At 40.0% G+C, this 13645-nt stretch carries 10 protein-coding genes and 1 pseudogene; 5 read left to right on the forward strand and 6 right to left on the reverse strand.

Annotated elements, in window-relative coordinates:
• Nucleotides 1-16 precede the first annotated feature (16 nt).
• Entirely contained in the window at nt 17-487 is a 471-nt protein-coding gene (locus tag NIES592_RS19640; protein WP_073556659.1) for a DUF4870 domain-containing protein, read from the forward strand.
• A gap of 147 nt (nt 488-634) precedes the next feature.
• Here NIES592_RS19640 and NIES592_RS19645 read toward each other — a convergent pair whose 3' ends face one another.
• From NIES592_RS19645 to NIES592_RS19655, 3 genes are all read right to left on the reverse strand, one after another.
• Nucleotides 635-889: a hypothetical protein gene (locus NIES592_RS19645; protein WP_062249833.1), complete on the reverse strand. Its 255-nt coding sequence runs from the start codon at nt 887-889 to the stop codon at nt 635-637.
• Nucleotides 890-1081: 192 nt separating this feature from the next.
• A complete protein-coding gene (locus NIES592_RS19650; protein WP_062249831.1) occupies nt 1082-1351 on the reverse strand; it encodes a hypothetical protein in 270 nt (89 codons plus the stop codon).
• A gap of 83 nt (nt 1352-1434) precedes the next feature.
• Nucleotides 1435-2796 (reverse strand): sensor histidine kinase, encoded by a 1362-nt coding sequence (locus NIES592_RS19655; RefSeq protein WP_073556660.1) that lies wholly within the window; start codon nt 2794-2796, stop codon nt 1435-1437.
• Between the two features lie 468 nt (nt 2797-3264).
• Between NIES592_RS19655 and NIES592_RS19660 the strand changes: the two genes are divergently transcribed.
• Entirely contained in the window at nt 3265-4044 is a 780-nt protein-coding gene (locus tag NIES592_RS19660; RefSeq protein WP_062249827.1) for an MBL fold metallo-hydrolase, read from the forward strand.
• 460 nt (nt 4045-4504) lie between these two features.
• Here the strand turns inward: NIES592_RS19660 and NIES592_RS19670 are convergent, their stop codons facing one another.
• Nucleotides 4505-6712 (reverse strand): PAS domain S-box protein, encoded by a 2208-nt coding sequence (locus tag NIES592_RS19670; protein WP_073556662.1) that lies wholly within the window; start codon nt 6710-6712, stop codon nt 4505-4507.
• Between the two features lie 372 nt (nt 6713-7084).
• Here NIES592_RS19670 and NIES592_RS19675 point away from each other — a divergent pair, with 372 nt between their 5' ends.
• The gene (locus NIES592_RS19675; protein WP_009460339.1) at nt 7085-8113 is read left to right on the forward strand and encodes a VOC family protein; all 1029 of its coding nucleotides are present in this window, start codon (nt 7085-7087) and stop codon (nt 8111-8113) included.
• Nucleotides 8114-8119: 6 nt separating this feature from the next.
• Nucleotides 8120-8439 (forward strand): annotated as a pseudogene (locus NIES592_RS19680) (hypothetical protein); the annotation flags it as partial.
• 240 nt (nt 8440-8679) lie between these two features.
• Here the strand turns inward: NIES592_RS19680 and bchE are convergent.
• Nucleotides 8680-10263: a magnesium-protoporphyrin IX monomethyl ester anaerobic oxidative cyclase gene (gene bchE, locus NIES592_RS19685; protein WP_062249817.1), complete on the reverse strand. Its 1584-nt coding sequence runs from the start codon at nt 10261-10263 to the stop codon at nt 8680-8682.
• A gap of 481 nt (nt 10264-10744) precedes the next feature.
• Complete coding sequence (msrB, locus tag NIES592_RS19690) at nt 10745-11245, reverse strand: peptide-methionine (R)-S-oxide reductase MsrB (protein ID WP_305887805.1); 501 nt, start codon at nt 11243-11245, stop codon at nt 10745-10747.
• A 318-nt stretch (nt 11246-11563) separates the two neighbouring features.
• On the opposite strand from msrB, the gene NIES592_RS19695 reads away from it, so the two are divergent.
• A complete protein-coding gene (locus NIES592_RS19695; RefSeq protein WP_073556663.1) occupies nt 11564-13531 on the forward strand; it encodes a tetratricopeptide repeat-containing S1 family peptidase in 1968 nt (655 codons plus the stop codon).
• Nucleotides 13532-13645 lie beyond the last annotated feature (114 nt).

The following is a 13645-nucleotide window of genomic DNA, read 5'->3' on the forward strand; positions in this document are numbered from 1 at the left end:
CATCAAGTCAATAACCATGAGAGAAAACAGCAACAAGCAAATACGTATTTGGGCGATGCTGTGTCATCTTTCGGCTTTGTTGTGGATTCCACTAATTTTTTTAGTATTTATTGGCATACCCGTATATCTGCCTTTGTTGAATATCCTTGGACCACTGGTAGTTTGGCAATGGAAAAAATCACAAGACCCGTGGATAGATTTTCAAGGCAAGGAATCATTAAACTTTCAACTATCGCTGACAGTTTATACCTTAGTTGTAATCATAGTTTCCTTATTTCTAGTTTTTACAACCTGTGGTGTTGCCCTCACAAACAATGTGCCTTCTCAACAACTAGAATCTACTTTAAATACTTTATTAATAGTGTTAATTATACTGGTATCAATATTATTATTAGTCCAATTAATTTTAGTAATTTTTGCTTCCATTAAAGCTTATAAAGGTCAGCATTACCGCTATCCCTTTACAATTAGATTTTTGAGAAACTAAGTATTATTTATAGTTGGTCATGTCTATTCTCTGCCAACCTCTGCACTCGGATGCTGGCGCAGTCAAAATCCCTCTCGGGAACCCCTCCCTGGACACATCAACTTATCCAAAATCAAGGATTGTTCTGCTGTACACAATTCCTGTTAGCTATTTCGCAGCTTCTGCCAAAAATTCTTCTACACCCAAAATATCCTGATCACTGATAATCTCTGCTTTTGTGTGAAACGAAAAGTGGCGCTTACCACCTTCTATGTTCCATACCTGCTGCAACATTGCATGAGGAAATGTACCGCTATTGAGTTGAACAAGCATAGGCGGCCATTTTTGGCTGAGTTTGCTGGCTTCCCCAACAAAAAGTTTAAAATCACCGATATGTGCGATCGCGTAGATGCCAGAAGACATAATTAATAGTCATTTGTCATTTGTCATTTGTCATTGGTTAGTGGTTGGTTGTTGATGGTTAGTTGTTGATGGTTGGTGGTTAGTTATTTTACTCTTCACACTCCTCACATTTCCAGACGCGATAAATCGCGTCTCTACATTACTCCCCACACTCCCCACACTCCCCACACTCTCCACACTCCCCATCTCCCCTCACCTATCTGAACTTTTGCGAAATAAACCTGTCATACTTAAACCGGTAATTAATAATCCTAGTAATCCTAAACCATTCAAAAGAGGATAAATTTTTTCTAAATGAATAATTTCCAGAGTGTGTAGACTGAGGAGAAATGCACCTAATAGCCCTTGACCGAACCATTCATCAACAATGGTATAGCCTACACCTGTAAGCATTGTCAAAAATAAAGGCAAACACAAAGCGATCGCAATTTGGCGATGATATCGCCGAAACACACGATTCATAGTAACTACAGAGAAAATAAATCTCAGATTATCATATCGGATTGGATTTTAATCCCTAAAATGCTCAATGTCAAAGTCAAGTTTTAAATTGGCAGCTTAATGATAAATTCAGTGCTTTGTTCCAAGCCAGAAATACATTCTATTTGACCACCATGTTTTTCAACTATTATTTCATAGCTCGTAGATAATTCTAATTCGGTTAATTTACCAGTAGATTTAGTGTAAAACAAGGGATCAAAAAACTTTTTACTAACTTTTTCTGTGATACCGACAGCGTTATTTGCAATATGAACTACTACTATATTTGAGTTCAATAGATGAGTACAAATACGAATGGTTGGGGATAAATAATTAGTGTTGTCCTGCTTGTTAGCTTTTACCCATGAATCATTAACTTCTTCCAACGCATCAATCACATAACTAATAATATTCATAAAAGCTATGTTCAGTTCCTGTGGATAGCACTTTATCAAAGGTAGTTTTGCATATTCTTTAATCAGGGTTATATTTTGACCGTGTACATTAGATTTGAAACGACTTTGCAACAGAATTAATGTACTATCAATGGTCTCATGAATATCGACTGATTTTTTTTCGGATTCCTCTGTCGAAAAGTTTTGTAGAGCATGGATAAATTGTCTGATGCGATCTATACCTGCTTTCATTGAATATGTCAGATTAGAAAGTTCGGTAGTAAGATTGTCTAATTCAAATTGATTAATTACTCGTTGAATTTCGGTTGTTGGTTGGGGATAGTACTGTTGGTAGAGTTTAATTACCTCGAGTAATTGTTGGATATAGCGGCTGGCGTGAATTAATTTACCGGCAAGTAAATTAGCAGGGTTGTTGATTTCATTGGCTATGCTAGAAACTATTTGCCTTAAGGCTTTGATTTTTTCTTGATGTAATAATTGAATCTGGAGGTGCTGAAGTTCATGAAAATCTTTGTCCGGTATTTTTGTTTTTTCTTGTGTTTGTGCTAAATTAGCAAGTGTAATAACATGAATTTGAGAATAGGCTAACAGTAACTGGTGAAAGTCAAGTAACCGATTCTTTTCTGATGCTGCTTTGACTATTATTGGTTCGTAGACAAGTTCGGGCGATCGCTGCAAAGATAAATAAGTCGCTTCCATTACAGAAGTTGTCTCAGATATCACAAATCCCTGTTCTATTTGAACAATTTTTAGAGACATTGCTATTGGGCGATTATAAAATAGTTCTGAACTAAAAGGACGACTAATATATTCAAATAATTTGCGTCGCGAAATCATGCCAATATATCGATAATTATCAGTTATCATTACTCCTGGTAATAGAGGCTCATCTTTAAACGGTTTCATTAAATCACTGCCGAAACAATTCAGATCAACCTCTACTTCCCACAAGGGTAACTCTTGCAAAGTTGAGTCTATGTTCAACTTTAATTCATCAGCATATTTCAGCATATATTTTGAACCGATTTAAATTCTAGTTTTTCAGATATAGTTGCCTGGTGTCTACAATGTTTAGAAATATTTAGTGCTGAATATTCAAGGAGTTTCAAGCTCACTGAATCATCGTTGAAATACTAGGTTTCATATACGATATGCTAATCCGATGGAATAGTGAAAATAAGTAGATATCACTATAACTAAACAAACAAAAACAAACAAATACCTAAAAATTTCTCAAATCCAATCCTCATTTTGGTAGCTCCTTTCAATAATAGTAGTACTACCCTGGCACTTTCTGAATAGTATTATAGTTTGCAGCCAAAATTAAGTAGGCAAATGAAATTTTTATATTCTTTAAGTAAATTTTCTCGTTTTTACTCGTCACCTAGGTGCCATGACCCTAAGGTTAATTAAATCAGTTAACACGATTCATAATAGATTAAAGACAAGTATTAATCTCATAGAAGTCGTGCAATTAACATGCTATTGACATACTTAGACAGTAACAGCTGGCTGATCGAAATTGGAGGACAACGGATACTACTTGATCCTTGGCTAGTAGATACGTTAACTTTCGCTAATCAAGATTGGTTTTTTAAAGGTTATCGAACTCAAGATCACCCCATACCAGAGAATATAGACCTAATATTGCTGTCTCAGGGGCTAGAAGATCATGCCCATCCCCCAACGCTTAAGCAACTTGATCATAATATTCCAGTGGTAGCTTCTCCTAACGCTGCCAAGATAGTACAGCAGCTAGGTTACACCCAAATCACAGTGCTTACTCATGGGGAAACCTTTACTTTAAATACAAGTGTAGAAATCAAAGCATTTCCTGGTTCGCCCATCGGCCCCACTTTAGTAGAAAATGGTTATCTCCTCAAAGAATTAGCAAGTAACTTGACTATTTACTACGAACCACACGGATATCATTCCCCTTCGCTGAAAGCAGTAGCCCCCATTGATGTTGTTATTACTCCACTTGTTGACTTAACTTTGCCCATAGTCGGGCCATTTATTAGGGGTGGTAAAAACGCTTTAGAATTAGCTCAATGGTTGCAACCCCAAGTTATGCTACCTACAGCAGCTGGAGGTGATGTGAAGTTTATAGGATTCCTAACAAAATTCTTGCAAACCAAGGGAAGCATCGAAGAATTCCGTTCTTTACTAGCAAAAAACAATCTTTCCACCCAAGTAATAGAACCCAAATCAGGCGATCGCATAGAGTTGCAATTACAGAAAAAGGGTGTAGGTGTGTAAGTCACGGCATTTTGTCAAGCGTAGGGGTTGGGTAAAGGGTATCACCACCAATCCTAAACTTTTAGCTCAAATGGAAAGCCTATCCTCCAGGAACACCAAAAGGCGCAGAGTTTGTTTAATTTCTCATCGCTGAGGTTAAGTACAATTTAAACTGCAAGAGAAACTCTCTGTTGAATAGATTCTTTTTGAGGTGGTTTAAATCAGTAAATAGTTATCAATTATCAGTGAACAATGAAAAATTGATAACTCGGCAGATGGTTTATCGGTGTGCATCGGTGTTTATCGGTGTTCGATTTATTGAATCTAGATGAGTGGGGGTTTACTCGTGAGTTTGATGTTTTTGGGAAGAACGAACACAGATGCACACAGATGAACACGGATGGTTTATCGGTGTTCGATTTATTGAATCTAGATGAGTGGGGGTTTACTCGTGAGTTTGATGTTTTTGGGAAGAACGAACTCAATACACACTCACCTGAGATTGAGCCATAACGACGCGATCGCGTCCGGTTTTTTTGGCGATATATAAAGCAGCATCGGCAGCTTCAATGACTGCTGTACCTGTTAAACCATGTTCTGGATACATGGCTACTCCCAATGACAAACTAATGCAGCCAAGTTTCTGACGTTGATATTGTATGTCTAAATGTTTCACTGTTTGCCGAATTCGCTCGGCTCTTTCTTGACAAACATCTAAACAAGTTTCTGGTAAAATCAACATAATTTCTTCGCCGCCGTAGCGGCAAGCAATGTCTGCTTTGCGAATTTGTTTTCTTAAAAATCCACCCAGTTCGCGCAATACGATATCACCGGCTTCATGACCAAATCTGTCATTGAAGCTTTTAAAATGATCGACATCCATCATAATGATGCCTACTCGTTTCTGGCTGCGTTCGGCTCGGCTGATTTCTCGTTCTAAAGATTCTTCTAAGTAGCGGCGATTAAATAAACCTGTAAGAGGATCACGGATACTTTGCTGTTGTAGAGCTTCAGTGAGTCTTAAGTTAGCTAAAGCTAAGGCGATACGTTCAGCAACCGCAGAGGCTAATTGTTGTTTGGCTGCTGTTAGTTGTCCTGTTTGTGGGGAATGGAAATGTAGCATACCTAAAGCCTCACCCTGAGCCATCATTGGTACACAAAGAGCTTCGCCTCCAAATAAGTCTTCTTCAATGTGGCTACAGTGTAAACTGTGATCGTCAGCTGTGGCAAAATGCGATCGCCCCCGTCGTAAAGCCCAACAGTTCTTGGGTGAAAATACTTTTTTACTCGCAAGAGTTGAGTCTCCCCAAGTAGTCACAGCTTCGACTAAGTGTTTGGAGGAACTGATAATAAACACTCCACCTGATGTCTCGGGAAACAAAGGCTGGATTAACTGAGCAATTACTTTATATGCTTCCTCAACTGTGAGACAAGCTTGGAGAATATCACTCATTTGACTGAGTAGAGCAATTTCATGGTTGCGTTGTTCAAGTTGCTGTACCCAAGAGGTAAGTTGCTCATTAGCTTGTTGCAAAGCGGCTTCTGCTTGTTTGCGTTCTGTAATGTTGTGGTTGACGCCAATGGTGGCAGTAGGCTGACCATGTGCGTTATACAGTGGTACAAATACTGTTTCGCATACCCCTTGTGTTCCATCCTTGCGAACAAAATTTATTTCGCCAGCCCAACGATTGGCAGTGTGCAACTCGTCTATGATTTTTTGTGTGAGTACAGCCGACTCTTCTGGTTTATGCAATATGCCGAGGTTTTTACCTAATACTTCTGCTTTGCTGTAGCCAAACATCTTTTCGGCAGCTCGGTTCCAGTCTATCACGCGACCCGATAAATCAGTTACAATCACGCCATCAGAGATATTTTCAAAAATATAAGCCTGCTGCTGTAAAGTTTGTTCAACCCGTTTGCGCTCAGTGATATCTTGAATCTGAGTGATAAAGTATAGGGGTTGACCATGGATGTCGCACACTAGCGATACACTTAACATAATCCATACCACGTGTCCAAGCTTGTGTATGTACCGCTTGGACATGTGGTAACAGCGAATTTCACCAGTCAGTAGTTGACGCACGTATTCAAAGTCAGTATCTAAATCGTCTGGATGGGTGATTTCTTGGCAAGTCTTAGAAAGTAATTCTGCTTCTGAATAACCAACAATTTCACACAAAGAATGATTAACTTGTAGCCAACTACCATTTAACCCTACCAATGCCATGCCAATAGCTGCATGGTCAAAGGCGTTATGAAAGCGCTCTTTACTTTCCCGTAACGCTTCTTCTGCAAAATGGCGTTCTTTGATTTCCAACTCAAGCTGGTGATTGGCTTGCTTTAGTTCTGTTAAATTAGGAATAGTCAGAACTTTGGGAAGCGATCGCACTAGTAGGATCATTGCACACAATAAACCAAAAGCCGTGATCGCTTTGAGTAATCCCAGCAACCAATACTGCGAGCGCCAGAACATCCAAGCCTCTATCAGATAAATGGTACTACCAATTACAGCTAGTGTTGTAATTAAACGGTATATCCACTGAAAGGGTAAATCTTGCCGCTTACGAGCAGAATAAACAACTATGATCGGAATCAAGTTATACGCAAAGGCGATCGCAGAGTTGGATGTAGCATCCAGCCAGGCCAGTTTTAGTTGACATAGATAGTAATGTCCACATTCCTGATACACCGCAACCACCTTTTTTCATAATAGTTAGAAAAATAGTTGAGAACTCAGTAGCCAAAACATCATTCTTAGGGTAGATGCGTAAATTTTATCCTTGTGAAAAACATATCTGTAATTTTTTTAACCTTTTCTTTAGGGAAAATCCAGTAGTTAGCATAAGAAAAATTTAATGTTTACAATCGTAGGTTGAAGATACTAAGGGAAAATGGAGAAACTAAGGAAAACACATTGCCTCAAAATTCGCTGGTGGTCGATAACAGCGACAATCAGAATGACACCTCAAAGCTCAAAATAGCCCAACTTTTAAAAAAAACCTAGGTATCTTTGCTCAAGGTTGATTCAACTTAACTATTTGTTGCATACGTATATAAAAATATGAATCAGGGACAACAAAATATAATCGAAGGCATCTATGAAGTATGTATTGGCGTCCCAGAACCCATCTCGGCGATTCAGTATTGGCAGCAATTTGGTTATCGCATTGGTGAAGAAGGTAAATTATCAGCAACGATAGCTCAGCAATTGTATGGTGTTGACTCAGCTTTACGATCAATTCGCCTTTACCACCAGAATGCAGATCATGGTTTGATTCGTCTGATGATTTGGCAAAACCCTACAAATAACGGGTTAAAGATGGGATCAATGAAAGTGAAGGGTAATCGTTGGGCAACAACTTTAACCGCCGACATTATAAATATCTTAAATCACGTAGAAGAGGCAAAAGCAGCTGGTTGGCCGCTCTGGTTCACCCGTCCCCATTGGGAAGTTATTTATCACAAGGAAAGGAAAACCCGTCCTTTTGTTGACACGATGGTGGGAGTACGAGAAATGCTGCTGCTACAACCATTCACACGACAAGTTTTTTTTCAAAGGTTTGGTTATACACTCCCTGATTACGGCAGCATTGATCTCAATTCTCCTCTCAAGACCAGTCAGTTTACCCACATGGGAATGGTAATTCAAGATGACAGCAAAGAAACATTGAAGTTTTATGAGGAAGTTTTGGGTTTGTTGCGGGTGCGTGATGATGTCGAGACTAGCTATGAATCATCCCTAGCTAGTCGAGAAATTTTTGATCTCCAGCCAGGTGAAAGGTTTTTTGTCACCGCCTTTGATGATCCGCGCTCTTCCATAACTAACATGATGGCAGCGCGTAGTGGCAGACTTTATATTATTCGCTTTCCTGGTTCTATAAATCTAGATTCTCGCTATGAAGCAGCACAACCAGGCAGTTTGGGAATGTGTTTGTACACCTACAGAGTACGAGAACTTCATCAGTTTTGCGATCGCATTAAAGCTAGTGATGTACAAAAATTTACAAATATTGCCGAAAACGAATTTGGAGAACCTAGTTTTTCCTTTGTTGCACCAGATGGGTATTTTTGGAATTTAATTGGATGTTAGTTGGGGAGATGGGGAGGTATGGAAATTGTAGTTACACCCAACCCAGGTTCTCCTTGGCCCGCCGTACAAGATTTAGTGTTCACAATTTTGGTGTTTGGCTTAAATCAACTAGCAGCGATCGCTTGGCCTGCAAAAGTAGTAGCGAATTTATTGGAATATCTCGAAACCAACAATCATTCTCTTGAGCAAATGCATCCAGACTCGGAAATTCTCAAACAACTAACCCAAAATCCCGATCCTGGTGTGCACTATACCATCGTGGCAGGCGATCGCTCCCTTCCACAGCCACAGAAACTCAATTAAACAAACAATCAAGTCCTTTACAAATTAGGTTTTGATGTGAGTTATGGTCTTGACAACAGTCGTTTTTAGTAATCGAACACCGATACACACAGATACACACAGATGGATTATGCGTTAGCAATGAATCGGTGTTCATCTGTGTTCATCTGTGTTCGTTTTTTTCCTTTACTTTATGACATCGCCAACCGCTAGATTTTTTAGTAGTCGAACACCGATACACACCGATGGACACAGATGGATTATGCGTTGGTAGCTAAGTGGTATTACTCATCATACTTCGGCAGGTCGTTGGGTGCGCCGCACGCGGAAATGTTACCTGTGAAATTGACATCCGCCATCAGTTCTGGATGTTGTTGCTGACGCTGAGCAATTTGTTCGCGGGTGAGTATTTTCGACTCATCAAAGCCTAGTTCTATCTTGGTTTGTAGTCCATTATACTTGACTCGCTTGAGGTTGTAGAAGCGTTTGTTGAGAGTTGTTTGCACAAATGCCTTTAAGCAACCTAAAAGATACTTGCGTTTAAATGGATCTTTGACAAACCAGTATTCAAAGGTTTTGCGTAGGTAAAAACGGGCGTAGTTCTGCAGTACTCCTTTGAGGACATCCTCCCGTTCCATTGCCTCTGGTTTCATAATCGGGGTGACAAAGTTATATTGAGAATAGTCACGAACTTCAACGCGATCGCCTAAATCTTGAAATAATTCGGAAAATGGCCAAGGTGTAAACATATTCCAGTTCACCATGTCTGCTTTCCAATCTAAGGCCATTTGATAGGTTTGTTCGATTGTTTCTGGGGTTTCGTTTTCCAAACCCATGATAAATTGAGCTTCTGTAACGATGCCGTTTTGATTTAACAGTTTGATGGCACGCTTGTTTTGTTCAATGGTTGTTTCTTTGCGGAACAAATTCAACTTTAACTGTGCTGCGGCTTCTGTCCCTAAGGAAACATGCACCAGTCCGGCTTTGCGGTACAGTGGTAGTTCTTGCTCATCCCGCAAAATATCTGTCACCCGTGTATTGATTCCCCAGTAAACGCCTAAGTTGCGTTCTATTAGTTCGTTACACAAAGCGATAAATTTCGACTTGTTGATGGTTGGTTCTTCATCCGCAAGAATGAAAAAGCCGACTTTGTGTTTTTTCACCAAGGTTTCAATTTCATCGACGAATCTCTTGGGAGTCGCGGAACGATATTTACGCCAGAATTTCCATTGAGAACAAAAACGGCAGGTGAAGGGACATCCTCTGGCATAGTTAGGAACAGCAACCCGTACGTTGAGAGGGGTATAAATATATTTACTCCAATCTAATAAATTCCAATCTGGGGTGAGGCTATCCAAATCGGCGATGGGGGGATGGGCTGGTGTGGCGACGACTTGCCCATTTTCGAGGAAAGCAATACCTAAGATATTACGGCGATCGCGCTCATCTGTACCATTAGCTATGGCTTGCAGCAGGTTAACTGTAATCTCTTCCCCTTCTCCTCGGATGATATAATCTACCCAAGGTGCTTCGTTGAGAACTTCATTGTACATATAGGTAGGGTGAACCCCACCCATGATTGTCTTAGCTTGGGGACAAACTTCTTTAACTATCTTCAGGGTTTTTTGGGATTGGTAAATCATCGGTGTAATCGCCGTTGCTAGGACAACATCCGGCTGGTGCTGGGCGATGATTTCAGCTAAAGCATCATCAGCAATGTAATCTGTCATAGCATCCACAAAACGAATATCGCTAAAGCCGGCTGTCTTTAACGCCCCACCAACATACGGAACCCAACTAGGTGGCCAGTTTCCCGCAATTTCAGCACCACCAGAGTGATAGTTGGGTTGAATCATCATAATCCGCATAATCTGCCTCCTTATTTTTGACAGATGACAACCAAATTAAATTGCTTTGGCAATCATTAATTACAAGTTGGAATTGATACATGAATTGCATAATCGCGTTCTTTTTCCCCTCTGAGATAATTTGCTGACTAAACCATTAATCATGATTTAGTTTTGCAACTTAATTTTTATATAACTTTAAAACGATGAAAATTGTAAGAAAAAGCAAGTTTTTCAAAACTTAATCTGGAATTAGCTTTGAGCAAAAAATGCTTGTAATAAGTATTCTTACTACAAGCAAAGCTGTGACAAAAATCGTTTTTATATGTCGAACACCGATGTAGACGCCCTTAAGGGCGGCTTCCCGCAAGGTACACAGATGAACACCGATGGACGCAGATAGATTATTCATGGGCGCTGAAGTGTAATTGCAGAACTTCAAAAAACTCTGCGTGCCTCTGCGCCTATTCTGCGTGACTCTGCGTTTAAAAACACCAAGATTTTAGGCTTCTGGAACAAATTCCATCGCCACACCATTTATACAGTAGCGCAGACCAGTTGGTGCAGGACCATCTTCAAACACGTGACCCAAATGTCCACCACAACGGCTACAATGCACTTCTATCCTAGTCATAAAAAATGACCTGTCTACGGTTGTGCTAATTGCGCCTTCAATAGGTGCGTAAAAACTTGGCCAGCCAGTACCGCTATTGAATTTGGTTTCTGATGTAAATAGTGGCTGTCCGCAACCAGCACATACATATGTGCCATCAGCATAATTTTTATCTAGGGGACTTGTACCAGCCCTTTCTGTACCGTGCTTACGCAGCACACGAAACTGTTCCGGTGTTAAGGTTTTGCGCCATTCTTCCTCGGTTTTATTGATTTCAAATTTTTCACTATTTGAAGTAGCCATAAATTCTGGTCTCCTGGTTAAATAATTTGACAACCACAGCGCCCCAATGATGACGCCACCTGTTTCTAAAAGCAGTCTTCTTTTCATCTTCTATTATTTATGAAGTTTTATTAATTTAACAATGAGGCAAACCGTCTAGCTTCGATAGAGATTGCGTCACTTATCGCTACGATAAATGCTAAAGCTAAAGAGCAGTTGAGACTCAGATTAAATTGATTTGAGGTTCTTGGATCGCACCTACAGGAATCAATAAGCGATCGCAGTTTTAGATTTTGAATTTTCTACTGACTATAGACAGATATCTTGCCTATACCACGAGAATTTTATTTAATGCGAATATGTAAATAAAAAGACCTTTAAATTCATTAGGTTATGAATCTTAAGTATTTTTACACAGTTCCGTCCATGTTAATTGGTGCATCTATCGTGTTGATGCAGCCACACATTGCAGCCGCCCAATCTTCTCAAGAAATAGAAAGGATAGGCAAAGAGATTACAGTGCAGATTGTGGATGATCAAACTCCCCCTGCTACTGGTTCAGGAGTGATTATTAGACGTTCTGGTAACAGTTACACAGTCCTGACTGCTTATCATGTGGTCAAGGAGGGTAAAAAATACCAAGTAATTACACCTGATCAACAAAGTTATACAGTTAATAACGTCAAACACCTACAAGGATTAGATTTAGCACTAGTCGAGTTTAGTAGTAGCAAGCCTTACAATGTTGCCAAAATCGGTGACTCTGATTTAGCTACAGCAACCACAACTGTATATGTAGGTGGGTTTCCAGCCAAAACAGCAGCTATTTCTAACCCTTACTTTTCTTTCAACAAAGGACAGGTAAACGCTAACGGTGCAGCCCAGCGTGATGGTTATAACTTGATTTATGAAAACAAGACTCTCAATGGTATGAGTGGTGGTCCTGTACTAAATGAGAAAGGGGAATTGGTAGGTGTTCACGGTAGGGCTGACGAACAAGAAATTGGTATAGGTACAACCATCAACGTGGCTTTGCAAAAAATGGTAGCAGTTGGGGTAGATGTAGGAGGGCGTTCATACACCAGAAATAGTACTCTTCCCACTGCGCCAAAAGCTGATGATTTCTTTATCAAAGCTTACGATAGTTATCGCAATAAAGATTATCAAGGAGCGATCACAAACTATACTCAAGCAATTCGTCTCAATCCTAGATATGCTAATGCCTACTATAACCGCGGTATAGCCCGCTCTGATATTGGAGATAAACAAGGGGCGATCGCTGACTATACTCAAACAGTCAAGATTAACCCCAGACATGACGATGCGTACTACAACCGGGGCTTAGTCTACTATGAATTAAAAAACTACCAAGCAGCGATCGCTGATTATAACGAGTCACTCAAAATTAATCCTAACGCTGAAGATGCTTACCTCAACCGAGGTTTAGCACGCTACGAATTAAAAGACAGACAGGGCGCAATGACGGATTATAATCAAGCCCTTAAGATCAATCCCAACTATGACAAAGGTTACTATAATCGGGGATTGGCACGCTCTGCATTAGGTGATAAACAAGGGGCGCTCGCTGATTATAACCAAGCTATCAAGTTCAATCCCAATTATGACAAAGCCTATTACAATCGGGGGTTAATTCGCTACGAATTAGGAGATAAACAAGGAGAAATAGATGATTACAACCAAGCTATTAAGATTAATCCCAATTATGCCCTTGCTTACTACAATCGGGGAATAGCCCTTTCTGAAAAAGGAGACACGCAAAAGGCGCTAGATGATTTCAATCAAACTATTAAGCTTAGACCTGATTACACTGATGCCTATATTTACCGGGGTTTAACCCTTTATGATTTGGGGAATAAACAAGGGGCATTCAATGACTTTAACCAGGCGATTAAGCTTAGTCCTAATTATGATAAAGCTTACTACAATCGGGGATTAACCCGCTATGAATTAGGAGACAAGCAAGGAGCTATAACTGATTACAATCAAGCACTTAAGATTAATCCGAAATATGCCAACGCCTACCTCAACCGGGGTTTAACTCGCGCTGACTTGGGAGATAGACAAGGAGCGATCGCTGACTACAACCAGGCACTCAAATATAAACCCGACTATGACAAAGCTTATTATAACCGGGGTATAGCCTACTTTGACTTGAAGAATTTGCAACAAGCTCTTGCCGATTTCAATCAAGCTATCAAAATTAATTCTAAGTATGCCAATGCTTACTACAATAGAGCGCTGACGCGTCGTGATTTAGGAGATAAAAAAGGCGCTCTGGCTGATTTTAAACAAGCCGCAGAGCTTTATCGACAACAAAACAACAATAATTATTATGAGGATACGCTCATTCAGATTAGAAAGCTGGAGCAGTAAATGATGGGGAGGTGGGGTGATGGGGTGATGGGGAGTTTAGGGGGTGTGAGAAGTATAGAATAACCACTGACCACTAACTACTAACCATCAACAATCAACAATCAACAAACAACC

Origin of the sequence: Fischerella major NIES-592 (assembly GCF_001904645.1) — a bacterium.
Classification (GTDB): domain Bacteria; phylum Cyanobacteriota; class Cyanobacteriia; order Cyanobacteriales; family Nostocaceae; genus Fischerella; species Fischerella thermalis.